The following is a 17,400-nucleotide window of genomic DNA, read 5'->3' as shown; positions in this document are numbered from 1 at the left end:
CTCAGGAGATGCGATACATTTTCGTGATGGTGAGCTTTTCAGCAGCACGTTCGATGAAAGGGAGCGCTGCCTGAAAATGCGGTGTCGCTTCGTGAGCAGTCAGCGCCGCTTCGTCCCGCCACTGCTCGATCATGTGGAAAGTGCGAGCCTGCTCGGCATCACGATGGAAGTCGTACTGGATACAGTCCGCTTCGCCTCGGCTTGGGCTTTGCAGGCCCTGCAGCGTTTGCTCGAGCTCGGCTTCGAAGCCGGCCTTGGCGACCAAGGTGGCAATCAGTGTCAGAGGGGTGGTCATCAAACCTCCTGTCTGTGTGCGATATAAAGAGGGAGCGCATTGGCTGGCACGGAGTATCGAAGATGTCCATGCCGGCCATGCGGCCAAAAACCTGAATCCGGGTGAGAGCGCGACAACAATCTTGCCCGCTTGGGCATTCGACCAAGTTGATAGCCCTAAGGCCATGCGAGCGCCCTCGCTCCGGCGGGATCACCTGTAGCGTTCAAGCCAATGGGCATAGGGAGCGGGCAGGGTCCAGGCAGCACGCTCTACACCCAGCGCCTGGGCGGCTGAATAGGACCAGTTGGGATTGCCCAGGTGCGCCCGACCAATCATCGCCAGGTCCAGTTGACCACTCTTCACCGCTTCTTCGGCGACGCTCGGCGTGCCGAAACCCCATGCCGAGGCCACCGCAATCCCCGCCTCGCGCCGTACCCGCTGGGTAACTTCGCCCATGAAACCGGGGGCCCAAGGAATGTTGGATTCAGGGATGGTGAACCCGATACTGACGCTGAGTAAGTCCAATCCACCGTCCTTGAAACGACGTGTCAGTTCGATAGCCTCTGACAAGGTCTGTTCATCCCGACCGTCGTATTCGATGACACCCAGACGAGCGGTCAGCGGCAAGTGCTCTGGCCATACTTCGCGAACCGCCGCCAGTGTTTCCAGCAGAAAGCGGCTACGGTTATCGAAATTTCCGCCATAGGCGTCGTCACGAAGGTTGGAGTGTTCAGAGAGGAATGACTGGGCCAGATAGCCATGGGCGAAATGCAGCTCCAACCACTCGAAGCCGGCTTCACGTGCACGGCGAGCGGCGGAGACAAAATCCTCGCGCACTCGGGCGATATCGTCCAGCGTCATGGCTTTCGGCTGCTTGGCGAGGTGAGCGCCAAAGGCAACAGCAGACGGGGCGATGGTCTGCCAGCCACGCAAATCATCCTCGCCGATATGATCATCACCTTCCCAAGGACGGTTCGCACTGGCCTTGCGCCCCGCGTGGGCAATCTGGATACCTGGCACTGCGCCGGCAGCCTTGATCGATTGCACCACCGGCACGAAGGCACGAGCGAGCTCATCATTCCAGATACCAGCGCAGCCAGGCGTGATCCGTCCTTCGGGTGACACGGCGGTCGCCTCGACAACCACCAGTCCCGCCCCGCCACGCGCGAGGGTGGCATAGTGCACAGTGTGCCAATCGTTGATCAGGCCATCATTGGCCGAGTACATGCACATGGGGGGAATCGCGATCCGGTTGCGAAGGGAGACATCCTTGAGCGTGAAAGGTTGGAACAGTGCAGACATCAGGTTTTTTCTCCGAGGGATACTATTACTGTTGTTCGATAATATTCGAACTATTGACCTAGAGCAAACCCGTGTATGATTCGCTCATGCGCCCCTTCAAACACCTTCCTCTCAGCGAATTCGTTCTTGAGCGTCTGTTTTACGCCTTGAGCGACCCTGTACGCCTGGAGATTGTTCGGCGCCTCGCCGAGCTGGGAGAGGCCAGCTGCGGCGACCTGGACGGTGGCCGCGCTAAGTCCACCATGTCCCATCATTTTCGGGTGCTGCGAGATGCCGGCTTGGTTCAAACCCAGACCATCGGCACGACCCACATGAACTCGTTGCGTAGAGAAGACTTGAGTAACCGTTTTCCGGGCCTGCTGGAAGCGATCCTGTCCCAGCACGACTAAGCCTGTCGCTCAATGACGACTTTGCCAATGGCACGGCCTAACTCAAGGCGATCATGTGCCGCGCTGACACCCGCAGCAGTGAAGTCATGGCGCTCATCGATCAATGGTTTAACCAGGCCGCGATCAACCAGGGCAGCCAGTCTTTGCAGGATCTCGCCATGGTGCTTGCGGCCTTCGTTATGAATGATCGAAATAGCCATGAATACAAAGTCGAGTCTCAATGCCTTAAAGTGCATTTCGGTCAGATCGTAGCTGTCGTAACCGATGATCGAGACCACATGGCCCTTAAGCTTCGCGGCTTTCAGTGAGTTTTGTAAGACCTCACCGCCCAAGGTATCGAAGACCGTATCGAATCCTTTTCCTTCGGTGATTCGCTGACTGTATTCCTGGGGCGTCTCGCTGTTATAAAAAATAATCTCATCGGCGCCCAGTTGACGGGCAATTTCCGCTTTTTCTGGCGTTGAAACCGTCGTCGAAACCCTGGCCCCCAGGACCTTGGCCAATTGAATGCCTATGTGCCCAACACCACCGGTGCCACCATGCACCAAGACGTTGTCATTGGGTTTGATCGAGGCTCGGTCGATCAGCGCCTCCCAGGCCGTAATTGCCACGAGCGGCAAGCTGGCTGCTTCGCCAAAAGAGAGCGACTTGGGTTTTAGAGCAAGCATCTCAGCATCGGCCTCCATCTGATCTGCCAGCGCACCGGGAATCCCCACGATGCCGCCGAAACAGCCATAGACTTCATCGCCTACGTTAAAGCGGGTCACACCAGCACCAACGGAGCTGACCACCCCTGAAACATCGATGTGAAGAATTGCCGGAAAAGTCAGACCGGCCGTACCTTCGCTGCCCCGACGAATTTTCGTGTCCACTGGATTCACGCTTGTCGCCCGCACGTCGATAATCACATGACCTGGGCGGGCAACGGGGTTTTCCGTATTAATTTCTACAAAAAGGTCTGAGTTACCATGCTGATTTATCACAATGGCTTTCAAGGCTTAAACTCCGAGGAACAATAGGCCAACAAATTTATCATCAGTAATATGGGATAAATACGCTAGAATTATTGAATCTTTCGGTCCTTTTGGTTGGTAATAAATGCTGGATTCCATTGATGAATTGCGGTTGTTTATTGCTGTTTTCGAGGAGGGTTCCATTCGCGCAGCGTCCGAACGCATGGGGATAACTGCCGCAGGCGCAAGCAAGCGTCTTCTGGCCCTTGAAGACAGCGTTGGTCGGAGACTTTTTAACCGCACCACCCGCAAGCTAAGTCCCACTTCGGACGGTGAGAAGCTTTATCAACACGCACTAAGCATCCTGGAAAGCGTCGAAAAAGCGGAGCGAGGATTTTTCCAGAAGACCGAAATTACCGGTCATCTACGCATAACCGCTTCCGCGACATTTGCCCAAGGTTATTTATCGAGCGTCGTGAGCAGTTATCTCAAACGCTACCCTGGCGTTATCGTTGATTTACACCCGACAGATCAACTGGTTGATTTGGCCGCCCATGGTACCGACCTTGCGATTCGGCACGGAGTAATGGCCGATTCATCCCTGATCGCGCAGAGGATTTCTGCGTCCCGACGTCTGATTTGCGCCGCCCCCCAATATTGGGAAAAACAGGGTATGCCTACCTCTCCAAAAGACTTAACCACGCTGGACGGCCTCATCGTCGGAAAAGATTCCAGTTGGACCATGTCCCGAGGAGGCGTTAAAAAAACATGCAAAATACGCAACCGTTTTTCATCCAGTTTGGGGGAAGTGGTTCGCCAGATGGCAATAGATGGGCATGGAGTAGCGCTGCTGATGGACTGGCATATACGAGATGATCTTGATTCAGGAAAACTGGTGGAGGCATTTTCCGATTGGGCCATTGAGCCGCCGGTGGGAATCTATGCGGTATACCCTTCGAGAGAAAACATCGCTCCGACTGTTCTCAGTTTTGTTGCTCATCTCAAAGAGTGGGTCGCGGCCCACCCCGTTTAAACTGAGCGCTGATGGGCGACAATCCACCTTTTGAAGCGCTTTCGTTAAGGGAAAGCTTTGGGCGCCGCCGGTAAACGGTCCTCAGGTAGCCTGGACCTAGATCTTTTCTTGCAGCGCTTTGAAAAAGGCATTGATATTTTCGTCGTGACGTTTGTAATAGGTCCAAGGGCCTATCCGCTGCGAGGTTACCAGGTGCGCGCGCTGCAGGGTTGTGAGGTAAAGCGATGTAGTGGACTGCGAAAGGCCCGTGCGCTCCTGGATGATGCTGACGCACACGCCTACTGTTTCCGGGTCGACTTCCTGCTCGGGAAAGTTCGTCCTGGGATCCTTGAGCCAATTGAGGATGTCCAGGCGCGTCGGGTTCGCCAAGGCTTTCAGGGCTTCGTTGATGTCAATGTTCATAAAGTTGGCGATACCTGTTTTTCGCGATATTGCGATATCTTCGTCGTTCGCACGGAGAATTGGAAGGCACCCAAAGTGGCCTCTGCGTCCGTTTGTTGCCAGGCAAGATGTTCCTCTTCCTCGGTCAGCAAGCGTAAGCCGCGCCCTGGAGTCCGGGACGCGGCGCGGATTGCTTAGGGGCGATAGCTCGGATAGTCGGTGTAGCCCTTGTCGGTACCGCCATACATGCTTGTCGGGTCGACCGGATTGAGCGGCCAGTCGTTGGCGATACGGGCGGGCAGGTCGGGGTTGGCGATGAAAGGACGACCAAACGCGATCAGATCCCCCCAACCCGCCTGGATGACACGATTTCCGCGTTCAGCGGTGTACCTGCCGGCATAGAGAATCTTACCGCTGAAGATACTGCGAATATCTTCCCGGAACGCCTCAGGTAGATCGGGTGCGTTCTCCCAGTCGGCCTCGGCGAGCGACAGGTAGGCGATACCCACTTCCTCGAGAATCTTCACCGCTTCGACATAGGTTTGATGGGGATCTTTCTCGACCAGGCCGAGGTAGACGCGATCTTCATCGGTGGTCGCGAAGAGCGGGGCGAAGCGAACGCCCATACGCTCCTTGCCAACGACGCCAGCAACTGCCTGGGTGATTTCGCGCAGGAAGCGCAGTCGATTTTGCAACGAGCCACCATATTCATCATCACGCTGGTTTGTGTGGGCGGAAATGAACTGGTTCACCAGGTAGCCGTTCGCGCAGTGCAGTTCCACCCCATCGAACCCAGCGTCCAGGGCATTGCGGGCCGCCTGTGCATAGAGCTGGACCAGTTCTTTCACCTCTGCGGTGGAAAGAGCGCGCGGGGTCGATGGATCGGCCAGTGCACCCGTGCCAGGGCCGGTCTCGATGAATACCTTGACGTTGTCCGCCTTTATGGCTGACGGCGCGACCGGCGCTTCACCGCCGGGCTGCAAGGACATGTGCGACACGCGGCCGACATGCCAAAGTTGAGCGAAGATCACACCCCCTTCGGCGTGAACGGCGTCGGTGATTTTGCGCCAGCCTTCAATCTGCTCGGCGCTGTGAATGCCGGGAGTCCAGGCATAACCCTGTCCACGAGGCTCGATCTGGGTGCCTTCGGTCACCATGAATCCCGCGCCAGTACGCTGGCGGTAATAAGTGGCCATGAGATCGTTCGGAATGTTGCCAGGCTGGGAGCTACGCGAACGGGTAAGTGGTGGCAAAACGATTCGATTCTTGAGGGTGTAGGGCCCCAGCTGTGCGGTTTTGAAGAGCGCGGACTGTGTCATTTCATTTACCTGCATATATAGAAATATCGATGTATTACGCTAAATGGATGCGGATCCACGGGATCAGAGCAAACCGTAAGGCGCTTCGTTGAGGTGTTCACCCACATCTTCTGCATTTGGCGCTTCCTGAGATACGGGGGGTGGCTTCGAACTCACACTATTTGTGATATCGAGATATGTCAATATCTAGTTTTTTCTTTCTCAATTTGGTCAGCTATCGCAGGTTGCTCAGATAGAGATACTGATCAATGCTGCGCAAAAGATGATGTGTTGGGATGCGATCTTCCATCCGGATATCCACCGTATTTGCGCTGCTGGTTCAGAACTTCGATGTAGTAGTCGCCCTAGGCGCGGGCCTGGAGTCCGACGCGCCAGTACTGGTCAAGCTGCACGTCGGTGCCGAGGTAGGTATGTCCTTTTCTACCGGTCGGGGACCATGCACCTCGGGGTGCATTTGAAAGTGTCCCTTGGAAGGCATACGATCGAGGATGAGGCAGTTTACAGGCAAGCGACAGCGCCGCCACGGTGACACCACGCCGAATGCGGTCAGCAGACCGGGAGGCGTTACTTGAAGTGCACAACTGATATGCCCGCTAGCGTCATCACAAAACTCACCTACCTGGTCAAGCACGATACGAAGCCCTATGTGCATACCGAGGCTCTGACCGGTAACAGTGAACCGCACTACTTTGCTGAGCAGGAGGAGCGCGAGGTCACGATACACAACGGTCGTCCGTTAGCAGACAGCCTTTCTCTGGACAAGCAGGGGTTTGAACTCCATCGGCGGGATACGGTGGTCGACGATCTCTACGACGATACCTCAGTGGAAAGCGTCTACTATGACGAGGTCAGGGCCTTGATCAAGGAGTTGACGGGCGCGAGCCGGGTCGTCATCTTCGACCACACCAGGCGCAGCGACGCCGAGCGGCGGGATATTCGCGGGCCAGCCAGCCGTGTGCATAATGACTACACAGACCGCTCGGGGCCTGAGCGTATTCGCGACGTGCTGGGCCAGGATCAGGCCGCCGCACTGGTGTCGGTGGCCCAGATTAACCTCTGGCGCCCGATGAGCGGGCCCGTCAAGCGCTCACCGCTGGCGGTGCTGGATGCCTCGACGCTCGACCCCAATGACCTGCTGGCCACCGATTTGGTCTATCCGGATCGTATCGGTGAGATCTACCACCTGGCCTACAATCCGCAACAGCGCTGGTACTATTTTCCGGATATGCGCCGTGACGAAGTCTTGCTGATCAAGGGGTATGACTCACGTCACGACGGCCGTGCCCGCTTCACGCCCCATACCGCCTTCAAGGACCCCAATACGCCGCCGGGATCCCCGCCGCGTGAGAGTATCGAAGTTCGGACCCTGGCCTTCTTTGATTAGGTTTTTGCCGCTTGGCGCGGGCCTCCCGCCGCGCGGTGTTTGCCCCCCGTGCTTTCCAGGCGACCACCCGCTTTGGTTGGTGGGGTGTATTGATGTGCGCGGATAGCTGATCCACCCGTGATATGGCCCAACGTTAAAGATTCAACGATACCGGAAGTTTAGTAAAACATAACAGATCATGGTTGCTGTCAGGCCGACCAATATGTACTCGACGCGGGGTAGGAATATAACCAAACCACCTAGAGAAAACACGATCAAGGTGTTTTGTAGTATGTATTTCCTTATTTTAGGTACCGCTATGAAGTAGCCATATTGCTTGCCTAAGAAAAATAAGGCCATGCCGATGATTGACGTAATCTGGAAATCGCGCATCGCAATGTCATTCAGGATCGCATGCCTGATCAAATTTGCGAGAAGTGCTAGCCCCATAAATAGAAAAAGGTGCGAGTAGATTAAGGAGTGTCCACTCATACTACTTTCATTTTTGCTCAGTAGGTAAAAGCTATCAAAATAGATCCACCAGATACTGCAAATCATGATAAATCCGGTGATTGCTGCCATCACATTATAACGATCCCATTGAATGTCAGATAACCCTCCAGTAAGACTAATTACCGACTCGCCCAATAAGATGAGGGTGAGTAAACCTAGTCGTTCAACCAAGTGTTCTGTATGTGCAGGCAATGGCTTTAGCTTACCCCAAGAAAACAAAGGGAGCAGAATGTCAAGAAAAATCCCAATGTAAGCGACAAGGTAACGCATAGGTGGGTCAAAAAGAATGGATGAAAGACTAACAACTGCGCTAACTAACAGGGCGAAGCCAAGCCTGAAGGAGAATTCGCTACGATGATCGAATTTATTTATGGACGAAATGTACATAATACTGATGATGGCACGTATACCAAAATAGCAGGCAATAACAAGCGCATAGTTGACTTCCAATTCTTCCCCAATCCGTGCAGACAGCACAATGAGCAGCAACATTAAAAATAAAGTTGCCAAGCGGTGAAGATTACTGTCTGTATCAAACCTATTTGAGTAAATCGTGTGGCTGGACCAGATCCACCATAATGGAACAAAAAGCAGTAAAAATGTCCATAATTGCTCCTGTTCAAAATGGCCGTGATGAAGATGTCCGAGAGTATGCGTAACCTTGCCAATTGCAACAACAAAAATCAGGTCAAAAAACAACTCTAACCATGTGGCGTGTCGATTCTTTTCATAATACTTCAAAGATTTCATTCGCTGCTGGCTCCGTGTGCACCTCTTTAATCCACCACCACGTCTGTTAGTACGGTCAATACAGAATCCAGCGTGCCATCGGGCCGATAGCAACATTGCGCACGGGCGGACCTTAGCGGGCAACTGGGTTGCTGTTCCGCCAACCATTCATTCAGCGTCTCGACCAGGACACGGGCCTCGACTATGGAATCTTCCGAATTGTCAAAAATTAACATCGCCATTTTTTATGTCCTTGGTTCGCTGGGCTGAAATTTTCGTGCCGCTGCTTTATGAGCGATGCTTATCGCTGGCAGCACCGTGGGTTCTTCAATCTCCCGTATTGAAATATTATCGAATGCACACCTGGTGCACTGCGCAATGGGGCACGTTCGCCCTCGGCTACGGTGTGGGTGATGCCAGGCCGATGTGGCTATCTAGCGATTTCGTCCGCGCACTAACAGAAGCTCAATCAGCTGACTCATTTCGGTGAACTCTGGAGCCCCGTCATAGCGAAGCCCGTCAATGTAAAACGCCGGGGTGCCATTCACGCCGCTGCGTACACCGCCATTGAAGTCGGATTGTATTTTGGGGATGTAAGTGTCCTCTCGCATGGCAACGTCGAGTTCCTCGCTGGAAAGGCCGTGTTTTAGAACAATGGCGCGATACAGCGGCGGACCCAATCGATCCTGATTTTCATACAATTCGTCGTGAGCCTCCCAGAAGAACCCTCGACTCCCGGCATACTCAGCGGTGACCGCTGCGGCCATCGCATGCGGGTGCGCGGTGGTCAGTGGAAAGTTACGGAACACGAACAGCAGATCATCGCGAAAATGCTGCTGTAGCTTTTTGACGACCCAATACGCTAAACCGCAGTAGGGACATTCATAGTCGCCAAATTCCACCAAGGTGACTTTGGCATGCGCATTTCCCTGGCGATGGTCGTTGGCACTTACCGGCACTTTGAGAGTGGCCATGTGATCACCTGTTAATTTTTGGTTAGCGTGCTTTGTGGCGAATTCGCCAGAGCATCCAGCGCGTCCAGAATGCCGTCCGCCCCAGGGTTGATTGCCATTGGTGAGATGTAGCTCCAGGCGATCACTCCCTCCTTGTCAATCACGAACAGTGCCCGCTTACAAACTCCCAAGGGGGAGTCGTACGCTCCATACTGTCGCGCCACAGCACCTTTGGGCTCGAAATCGGCCAGCAGGCTGAAGTGAAAATTCCGGTCTTTGGCGAAGGCCTGATGACACCAGGCGCTGTCAACCGAAATACCCAGTAGCGTCGCACCGTATTCTCTAAATGTGGGTAGCAACTGGTTGTACAAGGTCAGCTGGTCACCACAAACCGCACTCCAGTCAGCGGGATAAAACGCCAGAATCACGGGATTTCCCTTTAGCTCGCGCAGCGATAGCTGCTGATCAGGAGTCGCGTACAGCGTGAAGTCGGGCGCGACAGTGCCGGCAGACAGCGGCCCCTGAGCCAGGTCGTCATTCGTTTTTTTTGCATCATCCAATTCTGAGGTGTTCATTGCTTGAGCCCTGATAGAAAGGTGGTTGGGGTCTACTCAGGGGGATACGACTTGCCCGGCGGGATAACTCCATCCACCATCAAGTGATTTATAAAGGCAACGATGCCTCGATCTCAGCCTGAGCCTGAGTGTTTTCGGCAACGAGACGTTCACGTTCCGCGTCAAGAAGCACGACGACGTCCGCCGCGCTTTCGCGGTATTTGATTGAGGGCCAGGAGGGTAGAGCGGCGACAGGATTCGCTCTGGCTCACCAATGACTATAGTCGTTGTTATCGCTTGCCGTAGTCGCTGAACGAGTTTTCGGTTTCCTCAGCAAGGCCCCGCGCGCTCGTTCTGTTGCCCATGAAATTATCAGACGTCGTTCGTCGGTATCCTGGGTCGCCCATAGCGTGTTTTGATGAGATCCGACTATCTTGATTGGATGGCGTCGTCTGTCGTGACAGCCATTCCCTCCAACGTAATCGTCTTCCTGAACAAGCTCAATGTAATGCGGATCTCATGTCTCAGCTTCTTGAGCATCGTTTACAGGGAAGTAGATCCATCTGAATGAGTTCGTGTTATCCACCTTTGGAGACAACTCATCATGGCTACTCTCTGTGAAATATGTAATGCGAGACCAGCGGTCGCGCGCGTGACCGTATCGCAAAATGGCCAAGCCAGAACAATGTCCGTTTGCGACCACGATTACCGCCAACTTATACGTCATCAAAGCATGTTGAACCCATTCGACTCTCTGTTGGGCGGGGGAGTCTCTCGCTTTTTCGACGGTATGGGCGGAGCAATGGAGCAGGGGGCGGATGACTTCAGGCTCTCTGCGCAAGTGCCTCGAGAATCTGTCGATGCAACCGATGCATTCAGTTCCCAGACGCTCGAAATCCTGCAGCGCGCAGGAGAGAAAGCCCATGAGCTGAACCGCAGCGATCTCGATACCGAGCATCTGTTGTACGTGCTGGCGGATACCGATGTTGGTGCGGCTTTGCTCAAGGAGCTGAAGCTTTCTCCGGACGATATCAAAGGCTACGTCGATCAACATGCGCAGAGGGGCACTGCCGAGGTTTCGGTCGATCAGATGACCATTTCTCCGCGCTTGAAGAAAGCGTTCAATTTTGCATTCCAGGCCTCTCGTGATTTAGGGCATTCGTACGTAGGCCCCGAACATTTGTTGATCGGGCTTGCTTCTGTCCCGGAAAGTATTGCCGGGACATTGCTTAAAAAATACGGCGTAACGCCTGAAGCCTTGCGGCAGAAGGTGGTCAAGGTAGTGGGTAAGGGCGCTGAGGATGGGCGAGTCGACACCCCGACGGGAACACCGACACTCGACAAGTTCGGTCGCGACCTGACGTCGCTGGCTCGTGAGGGCAAACTGGATCCCGTACTGGGGCGCGCACAGGAAATCGAAAATACCATCGAGGTGCTGGCGCGGCGCAGAAAGAACAATCCGGTGCTTATCGGCGAACCTGGCGTCGGTAAGACAGCCATCGTCGAAGGGCTTGCACAACGAATAGTCAAGGGCGATGTCCCTGAGATTTTGCGCGGCAGACGGCTTGTTGAAGTCAATCTGAACTCAATGGTTGCAGGCTCCAAATATCGTGGTGAATTTGAGGAGCGAGCCAAGCAACTGCTTGATGAAGTCGCCGCAAAAAGCTCGGAGCTCATTCTGTTCATCGACGAGTTACATACGATCGTTGGTGCGGGGCAGGGTGGTGAGGAGGGCGGCCTGGACATTGCCAACGTGCTGAAACCCGCATTGGCGCGCGGGGAGCTCAGTTTGATCGGTGCGACGACACTCAATGAATATCAAAAGCACATCGAAAAAGACGCAGCGCTTGAACGACGTTTTCAGCCTGTGCTGATAGCCGAGCCCACCGTCGAACAGACCATCATTATTCTGCGTGGGCTGCGCGACAAGCTTGAGGCTCACCATCAGGTCACATTCGCCGATGAAGCATTTGTGGCGGCGGCAGAGCTGTCGGATCGTTACATCACCTCGCGCTATCTGCCGGATAAGGCCATTGACCTGATCGATCAGGCAGCGGCCCGCGTTCGAATCAGTTCCTCCTCGAGGCCGGCTGGCATTCAGGAGCTGGAAGCCGAAATCACCCAACTTAAACGTGAGCAGGACTATGCATCCTCCCGTAAACGTTTTGATGAATCCAAAGGCTTCGAAGAGCGCATTGGTCAAAAACAAGCGCAACTGGGAGAGGAAACAGAAGCCTGGGAGCGCAAAACAGGTTCCGAAACCCTTGAGGTGACCCTGGAGTCGATTGCCGAAGTGCTGTCCCGTCTCACCGGTATTCCTGTGACCGAACTTACGCAGGAGGAGCGTCAAAAGCTGTTGAATATGGAAGACACATTGCGTGATCGGCTGGTCGGGCAGGAAGATGCTGTTCGCGCGGTCAGCGATGCCGTTCGTTTGTCTCGAGCCGGCCTTGGCCAGGCCAACAGACCGATTGCCACGTTTCTCTTTCTTGGCCCTACGGGTGTCGGCAAAACCGAACTTGCCAAAGCGTTGGCGGAAACGGTGTTCGGTGATGAGCAATCGATCATTCGTATTGATATGTCGGAGTACATGGAGCGTCATGCGGTTGCCCGGTTGATCGGTGCGCCACCCGGTTATGTGGGATACGACGAAGGCGGGCAGTTGACAGAGCGTGTCCGCCGCAAACCCTACAGTGTGATCCTGCTCGACGAGATCGAGAAGGCGCATCCCGACGTGAACAACGTATTGCTGCAGGTATTCGACGATGGGCGTCTCACGGACGGCAAGGGGCGTGTCGTGGACTTCAGCAATACGATCATCATTGCCACCAGCAATCTGGGCTCTCCCGTGATCATGGAGAATCTTGAGCGCCCCGAAGATGAACGCCTTACGGATAAAGCGTTACGCGATGAATTAATGGGCGTCCTGAAAGGGCATTTTCGTCCCGAATTCCTTAACCGTATTGATGACATCATCGTGTTCCATGCCCTTACCCGTGACAACATCCGATCGATTGTGAGCATTCAGCTTGATCGGGTCATTCGAACCGCAGCTGCACAGAACATCACAGTGAAAATTGATGGCTCACTCATCGATCATCTGGCGGATGTTGGTTATCAGCCTGAGTTTGGCGCGCGTGAGTTGAAACGTCAGATTCGCCAGGCCGTCGAAACGCGGCTTGCGAAGGAAATGCTCGCTGACAAGCTGCAAGCCGGCGACAGCGTTGAGTTGGGTTACGACAAGGAGCGCAGCGAAGTGGTCTTCAATAAGGTGGAGGTGGATGCGCCAAAGACCGCCGAAAAGGGTAGTCCTCCAGACCAGCCAGATGATCTGGCACCTGTTGCGGAGACTGGAACTTAGCCTCAACACACTCACGTAACCTGGGAGCGGGCCTGTTGATCACGACGTGCAATGATCTACTGGATCCTCAAATGCCTGGATGAGCCCGGCAGACTGAAGACGCAAGTGTGGAGGGTTATCGTGCCAAAGCCTGATTCTGAAGGGCGTGAGCGCAACTCGACGCTGAAAAATTTCAGACTTCAGTGGGCGCTGATGAATGCGTACGAACGTTTCGAACAATTGGTTGTTCTTGCGCTCAGTCTCATCATCGCGTCTGTGATTTTGATGGCGCTACTGCAGCTCTGTCGCAGGGTTGTGCCGTTGGTGATCGATGGTGCGATTGACCCTCTAGATCACGATGTTTTCCAGACCCTCTTTGGTTCAATCTTCACCGTGCTGATAGCCCTGGAGTTTAAGCATTCGATTGTGCGCCCGGCCCTACGACGCAACAGCATCGTTCAGGTTCGCACCGTGCTGTTGATCGCCTTGCTGGCGCTCAGCCGGAAGTTCGTTATTCTCGATTCTGCCGCTACGCCTGCGCTCACCATTGCCGCACTAGGATTTGCGACCCTGGTGCTCGGCATCGTCTGCTGGCTCTTACGAGAGCGTGATAAGGATGACTTGCGAGAGAGTGACAAGGATGAATAGCTACGAGGGCTTCGCGATGCCAAACAATTTTCCACCGAGAGAACATCAAGGCCAGCGAGATATTTCTATGTTGCGAGACGGTTACAGGTAGATAGCAACCTCGTAAGGTTCCGCTCTGACACATCGTTTAACATAATATACATTACACGTAATGCGATGTAACAAAGTCACCCCGGTGGCCCAGTGCTTTTCACCACCAGAAACCACCCTCGAAAACTCAGTCACGCGTCAGTCCCTCAATCAGCTCCACATGCTCCGGAAATTCCACCCAGAGCTTTTCTCTACGCCCCAATTCACAATCCGCATAATCAAACCCTGGCGACACCGCTTCGCTGATCAAACCAAATCCCGCCGATCCGTTTTCCAGCTGCGAGGCTTTCCAGACGCCACCGGGTACATGCAGCTGCAATTGCTGTCCCGCCAGAATGTCACTGCCCATCACCACAGTTCTCAACGTGCCGTCCGGATAGATCAGGCTGTAGCGAATTGCGTCGCCCAATTGGTGGTAATGCAGGATGTCCGATTGGTTGAGATGAAAATGCCCGATGGGCGATTCTTCGGTCAGCAGATAGTAGATCGAGGTCATCAAATATCGGTGACCTTGCGGGGTCGCGATCATTGGGTGTTGATCGCTTTGAAAGGTTCTGCGGTAGTAACCGCCTTCCTGGTGCGGTTGCAGGTCGAGGGCCGCGATAATTGAATGCCTGGACAAATGAGAGGATGTGAATGTGGGACGGATCATTTTGCTGCCCCTATCGATTATCCATGACAATGATAAACTTAATATCAATAGCAATTAACTATACTAAACGTCTATTTAGTAGAGCTATATATAAGGGCCATGGCAAGCGCCCTCTCTACCCTGCTTATTCGTCGGGAATCGGCGCATGAGAGCTGCCTTGGTCACTCCATGAATCCCCCCGCAAACTGCCCGCGCAAATACTCCACAAACACCGTCACTGCTCTGGGCACATGGGTGGAATAAGGCCGCACCAGGTAGATGTCCTCCGGGAAGGCTCCGACCGATTTCCACTCTGGCAGCACCTGCACCAGCGTGCCGTTCCTGAGCCCCGCTTGAGCGCTGAAATCCGGCAACAGCGCGATGCCCAGATCGGTCAACGCCGCATCGCGCAGCGCTTCGCTGTTGTTGGTGGCGAACAGGCCTTTGACCGGAACTGTCAGGCGTTTTCCTGCCATTGGCGAGGTGGCAGGCGCTTCGAATGCCCAGGCTGGGGTGTCACTGCCTCTGGGGTAATAGAGGCACTTATGGTCAACGAGCTCTTCTGGATGTTGCGGCTCGCCGAAGGCGTCCAGGTAACTGCGGGTGGCGACCAATACCGAGCGTGTCGGGCTCAGTTTCCAGGCGACGTGGGTGTCGGGGATCTGGTTGCTGTGGCGAATGGCGAGGTCAAAACCTTCCGACGCAATGGAGGAGATCTGGTCGGACACGTCGAGCTGTACGCGGACTTCGGGGAATTCGTTGAAGAAGCCGGCCAGCACCGGCACCAGTTGCTGGCGAGCAAAGGCGACGGGCGCGGTCAGTCGCAGCAACCCCCTCGCGACCCCGGCCGAATCGCGAACGTCGGTAAAGCTGCGGGCGATTTGTTCGTAGGCGCTGCGCACGTCGCGCACCAGGGCGTTGCCCGCGTCGGTCAGGCGCACGCTGCGGGTGGTGCGCTGGACCAGGCTCAATCCGGTGGCTTTTTCCAACTCGACGATGCGCTGGCTCACCGCCGATTTGCTGACCCCGAGCCGGATGGCTGCGGCGGTATAAGTCCCCTGCTCTTCCAGGATCGCCAGCCAGTGCACATGGGTCCAGAGTCGTTCGACTTCCACTTTAGGCATGATGGGATTGTTCTCGTAGGCAAACAATTAATTCGATTTTTGCACCTCGTCATGAACAAAGCAAAGGCTTAGTGTGGGTCTGCCGCTGCGATGCAGCATCCCCCTGATACCGGAGATTTCCCACATGCCTCTGATGAAGTTCGATGTGATGGAGGGCCGCGACGACGCCCAACTGCAAGCCCTGCTGGACGCGGCGCATGGTGCGATGGTCGAAGCGTTTGACGTGCCGGAGCGTGACCGTTACCAGATCGTCAACGAGCACCGGCCCGGGCGCATGATCGTCCAGGACACCGGGCTGGACATCCCGAGAACCCGGGACGTGATCATTGTCAGCGTGACCAGCCGACCGCGCAGTGAAGCGTCGAAGGTCAGGTTCTATGAGCTGCTGACTCAGGCGTTACAGACCCACTGCAATATACAGCCGAGCGACGTGATGGTTTCCATTGTGACCAACGAAGATGCCGACTGGAGTTTCGGCCATGGCCGGGCGCAGTTTTTGACCGGTGAGCTTTGATGCTCATGGGCAACGGGGGCAGGTGCATCACCGCTCCCCCGCGCCGCTCATATTCGATTTGATGGTGTTGATGCTGCCGACGCCTTCGCGAGCAAGCCCGCTCCCACAGTTGTTCTTCGTCGTACAAAAATCCTCTGTACGCTGCAGATCCCTGTGGGAGCGGGCTTGCTCGCGAAGGCGGTGCGTCAGTCAACCCTTCAACGATGGCGGAAAACCGGTGCTCGCTTGGCGAGAAACGCCTGCATGCCTTCCTTTTGCCCATCGGTGGCGAACGCGGCCTGGAACAGTCGGCGTTCGTGCAGCATGCCTTCGGCCAGGCTCACTTCCAGTGCACGGTTGACCGCTTCCTTGGCCATGCGCACGGCCGGGGCGTTGTAGCCGGCGATGGTGTGGGCGGCTTCCAGTGCGGTTTGCAGCAGGTCCGCCGGCGGCACCACCCGGGCCACCAGGCCCACAGCCTTGGCTTCAGCGGCGTTGATGGTGCGACCGGTGAGGATCATGTCCATGGCCAGGGCCTTGCCCACCGAGCGGGTCAAGCGCTGAGAACCGCCGATGCCAGGCAGGATGCCCAGTTTGATTTCCGGTTGACCGAACTGCGCATCTTCGGAGGCGATGATGAAATCGCACATCATCGCCAGTTCACAACCGCCCCCCAGGGCATAGCCGCTGACGGCGGCGATGATCGGTTTGCTGATGGTGGGCAGTTGCGACCACGCGGCGAACACGTCGTGTTGTTGCAGCTCGACCAAGGTCTTGTCTGCCATTTCCTCGATGTCCGCCCCAGCGGCAAACGCCCGTGGGCTGCCGGCGATGACGATCGCGCCGATGTTGTCGTCGGCATCGAAGGCGTGCAGCGCCGCGACCACTTCGCGGGACATGGCCACGCTCAAGGCATTGAGGCTCTTGGGCCGGTGCAGGGTGATCAGCCCGACGCGTTCGCGCCTTTCGGCCAGGATCGATTCGTAACGCGGCGCTGGAGCGCTGCGGGTTTCGGTGGCGGGTTTGACGCTGGTGGTTGCCGATTTCTTGTCTTGGATGGCTGGAACGGTTGCAGCAGTCATGGAGCATTCTCCCGGAAAAAGGGGCAGGCTTTGAAAGGGTTTCAAATAGCTTCTTGCAGCAGCGATTCGTCGAAAGTACCGGCGGCGGGCGCGTAATCGCCGGTGGGTGACATCAGTTGCGAAAGGATGCGTTCGCGATGTTCGTCCAGGCCCGGGGCGCGCACCGGCGTGGTGACGTCGATGTCGGCGTAGGCATTGAGCTTGATCGGGTTGCCGGCGGTGCGAAAAG

The 17,400-nt window shown here is 55.4% G+C and carries 18 protein-coding genes and 1 pseudogene; 6 read left to right on the top strand and 13 right to left on the bottom strand.

What is annotated here, in order from left to right:
- Position 1: 1 nt before the first annotated feature.
- Positions 2 to 295: a putative quinol monooxygenase gene (locus tag B0W55_RS06010; RefSeq protein ID WP_077045097.1), complete on the bottom strand. Its 294-nt coding sequence runs from the start codon at positions 293 to 295 to the stop codon at positions 2 to 4.
- A 189-nt stretch (positions 296 to 484) separates the two neighbouring features.
- Positions 485 to 1,576, bottom strand: a complete 1,092-nt coding sequence (locus B0W55_RS06005; RefSeq protein WP_077045096.1) for an NADH:flavin oxidoreductase/NADH oxidase — start codon at positions 1,574 to 1,576, stop codon at positions 485 to 487.
- Between the two features lie 86 nt (positions 1,577 to 1,662).
- Here B0W55_RS06005 and B0W55_RS06000 point away from each other — a divergent pair, with 86 nt between their 5' ends.
- The gene (locus tag B0W55_RS06000; protein WP_077045165.1) at positions 1,663 to 1,965 is read left to right on the top strand and encodes a helix-turn-helix transcriptional regulator; all 303 of its coding nucleotides are present in this window, start codon (positions 1,663 to 1,665) and stop codon (positions 1,963 to 1,965) included.
- On the opposite strand, the gene B0W55_RS05995 is transcribed toward B0W55_RS06000, so the two are convergent.
- A complete protein-coding gene (locus B0W55_RS05995) occupies positions 1,962 to 2,960 on the bottom strand; it encodes a zinc-dependent alcohol dehydrogenase family protein (RefSeq protein WP_077045095.1) in 999 nt (332 codons plus the stop codon). The genes B0W55_RS06000 and B0W55_RS05995 overlap by 4 nt on opposite strands.
- 103 nt (positions 2,961 to 3,063) lie before the next feature.
- Here B0W55_RS05995 and B0W55_RS05990 point away from each other — a divergent pair, with 103 nt between their 5' ends.
- Positions 3,064 to 3,951: a LysR family transcriptional regulator gene (locus tag B0W55_RS05990; protein WP_047530949.1), complete on the top strand. Its 888-nt coding sequence runs from the start codon at positions 3,064 to 3,066 to the stop codon at positions 3,949 to 3,951.
- 96 nt (positions 3,952 to 4,047) lie between these two features.
- Here B0W55_RS05990 and B0W55_RS05985 read toward each other — a convergent pair whose 3' ends face one another.
- Both B0W55_RS05985 and B0W55_RS05980 read right to left on the bottom strand, forming a co-directional pair.
- Positions 4,048 to 4,353, bottom strand: coding sequence for a helix-turn-helix transcriptional regulator (locus B0W55_RS05985; protein ID WP_077045094.1), 306 nt, complete (start codon positions 4,351 to 4,353; stop codon positions 4,048 to 4,050).
- A gap of 173 nt (positions 4,354 to 4,526) precedes the next feature.
- A complete protein-coding gene (locus B0W55_RS05980; RefSeq protein WP_077045093.1) occupies positions 4,527 to 5,651 on the bottom strand; it encodes an alkene reductase in 1,125 nt (374 codons plus the stop codon).
- A 568-nt stretch (positions 5,652 to 6,219) separates the two neighbouring features.
- Between B0W55_RS05980 and B0W55_RS05970 the strand changes: the two genes are divergently transcribed.
- A complete protein-coding gene (locus B0W55_RS05970; RefSeq protein ID WP_083743161.1) occupies positions 6,220 to 7,035 on the top strand; it encodes a CmcJ/NvfI family oxidoreductase in 816 nt (271 codons plus the stop codon).
- A gap of 141 nt (positions 7,036 to 7,176) precedes the next feature.
- Here the strand turns inward: B0W55_RS05970 and B0W55_RS05965 are convergent, their stop codons facing one another.
- The 4 genes and pseudogenes from B0W55_RS05965 to B0W55_RS31495 form a co-directional block, all read right to left on the bottom strand.
- Complete coding sequence (locus B0W55_RS05965; protein WP_077045091.1) at positions 7,177 to 8,277, bottom strand: low temperature requirement protein A; 1,101 nt, start codon at positions 8,275 to 8,277, stop codon at positions 7,177 to 7,179.
- Positions 8,278 to 8,690: 413 nt separating this feature from the next.
- Entirely contained in the window at positions 8,691 to 9,230 is a 540-nt protein-coding gene (locus B0W55_RS05955; protein WP_077045089.1) for a DsbA family protein, read from the bottom strand.
- 11 nt (positions 9,231 to 9,241) lie between these two features.
- Entirely contained in the window at positions 9,242 to 9,784 is a 543-nt protein-coding gene (locus B0W55_RS05950; RefSeq protein WP_052193591.1) for a redoxin domain-containing protein, read from the bottom strand.
- Positions 9,785 to 9,820: 36 nt separating this feature from the next.
- Positions 9,821 to 10,095 (bottom strand): annotated as a pseudogene (locus tag B0W55_RS31495) (TolC family protein); the annotation flags it as partial.
- Positions 10,096 to 10,364: 269 nt separating this feature from the next.
- On the opposite strand from B0W55_RS31495, the gene B0W55_RS05945 reads away from it, so the two are divergent.
- Positions 10,365 to 13,124 (top strand): ATP-dependent Clp protease ATP-binding subunit, encoded by a 2,760-nt coding sequence (locus B0W55_RS05945; protein WP_371807257.1) that lies wholly within the window; start codon positions 10,365 to 10,367, stop codon positions 13,122 to 13,124.
- Positions 13,125 to 13,316: 192 nt separating this feature from the next.
- The gene (locus tag B0W55_RS05940) at positions 13,317 to 13,751 is read left to right on the top strand and encodes a phosphate-starvation-inducible PsiE family protein (protein ID WP_077045164.1); all 435 of its coding nucleotides are present in this window, start codon (positions 13,317 to 13,319) and stop codon (positions 13,749 to 13,751) included.
- Between the two features lie 217 nt (positions 13,752 to 13,968).
- Here B0W55_RS05940 and B0W55_RS05935 read toward each other — a convergent pair whose 3' ends face one another.
- Positions 13,969 to 14,493 (bottom strand): cupin domain-containing protein, encoded by a 525-nt coding sequence (locus tag B0W55_RS05935; protein WP_077045087.1) that lies wholly within the window; start codon positions 14,491 to 14,493, stop codon positions 13,969 to 13,971.
- A 161-nt stretch (positions 14,494 to 14,654) separates the two neighbouring features.
- Complete coding sequence (locus B0W55_RS05930) at positions 14,655 to 15,596, bottom strand: LysR family transcriptional regulator (RefSeq protein WP_077045163.1); 942 nt, start codon at positions 15,594 to 15,596, stop codon at positions 14,655 to 14,657.
- A 124-nt stretch (positions 15,597 to 15,720) separates the two neighbouring features.
- On the opposite strand from B0W55_RS05930, the gene B0W55_RS05925 reads away from it, so the two are divergent.
- Positions 15,721 to 16,110, top strand: a complete 390-nt coding sequence (locus B0W55_RS05925) for a tautomerase family protein (RefSeq protein WP_077045086.1) — start codon at positions 15,721 to 15,723, stop codon at positions 16,108 to 16,110.
- A 197-nt stretch (positions 16,111 to 16,307) separates the two neighbouring features.
- On the opposite strand, the gene B0W55_RS05920 is transcribed toward B0W55_RS05925, so the two are convergent.
- The gene (locus B0W55_RS05920) at positions 16,308 to 17,171 is read right to left on the bottom strand and encodes an enoyl-CoA hydratase-related protein (RefSeq protein ID WP_077045085.1); all 864 of its coding nucleotides are present in this window, start codon (positions 17,169 to 17,171) and stop codon (positions 16,308 to 16,310) included.
- Between the two features lie 41 nt (positions 17,172 to 17,212).
- A partial coding sequence (locus B0W55_RS05915) for a hypothetical protein (protein WP_256576201.1) occupies positions 17,213 to 17,400 on the bottom strand: 188 nt, incomplete at its 5' end.

Source organism: Pseudomonas sp. KK4 (genome assembly GCF_001984065.1).
GTDB lineage: Bacteria > Pseudomonadota > Gammaproteobacteria > Pseudomonadales > Pseudomonadaceae > Aquipseudomonas.
Note: the sequence above shows the minus strand (reverse complement) of the source record. Positions and strands in the feature narration are given on the sequence as shown.

Coding starts and splice junctions, on each gene's coding strand:
- B0W55_RS06005 (WP_077045096.1), bottom strand. CDS start 1,576: ATGTCTGCACTGTTCCAACCTTTCACGCTCAAGGATGTCTCCCTTCGC.
- B0W55_RS05925 (WP_077045086.1), top strand. CDS start 15,721: ATGCCTCTGATGAAGTTCGATGTGATGGAGGGCCGCGACGACGCCCAA.
- B0W55_RS05950 (WP_052193591.1), bottom strand. CDS start 9,784: ATGAACACCTCAGAATTGGATGATGCAAAAAAAACGAATGACGACCTG.
- B0W55_RS06010 (WP_077045097.1), bottom strand. CDS start 295: ATGACCACCCCTCTGACACTGATTGCCACCTTGGTCGCCAAGGCCGGC.
- B0W55_RS05930 (WP_077045163.1), bottom strand. CDS start 15,596: ATGCCTAAAGTGGAAGTCGAACGACTCTGGACCCATGTGCACTGGCTG.
- B0W55_RS05935 (WP_077045087.1), bottom strand. CDS start 14,493: ATGATCCGTCCCACATTCACATCCTCTCATTTGTCCAGGCATTCAATT.
- B0W55_RS05965 (WP_077045091.1), bottom strand. CDS start 8,277: ATGAAATCTTTGAAGTATTATGAAAAGAATCGACACGCCACATGGTTA.
- B0W55_RS05985 (WP_077045094.1), bottom strand. CDS start 4,353: ATGAACATTGACATCAACGAAGCCCTGAAAGCCTTGGCGAACCCGACG.
- B0W55_RS05955 (WP_077045089.1), bottom strand. CDS start 9,230: ATGGCCACTCTCAAAGTGCCGGTAAGTGCCAACGACCATCGCCAGGGA.
- B0W55_RS05940 (WP_077045164.1), top strand. CDS start 13,317: ATGAATGCGTACGAACGTTTCGAACAATTGGTTGTTCTTGCGCTCAGT.
- B0W55_RS05980 (WP_077045093.1), bottom strand. CDS start 5,651: ATGACACAGTCCGCGCTCTTCAAAACCGCACAGCTGGGGCCCTACACC.
- B0W55_RS06000 (WP_077045165.1), top strand. CDS start 1,663: ATGCGCCCCTTCAAACACCTTCCTCTCAGCGAATTCGTTCTTGAGCGT.
- B0W55_RS05920 (WP_077045085.1), bottom strand. CDS start 17,171: ATGACTGCTGCAACCGTTCCAGCCATCCAAGACAAGAAATCGGCAACC.
- B0W55_RS05990 (WP_047530949.1), top strand. CDS start 3,064: ATGCTGGATTCCATTGATGAATTGCGGTTGTTTATTGCTGTTTTCGAG.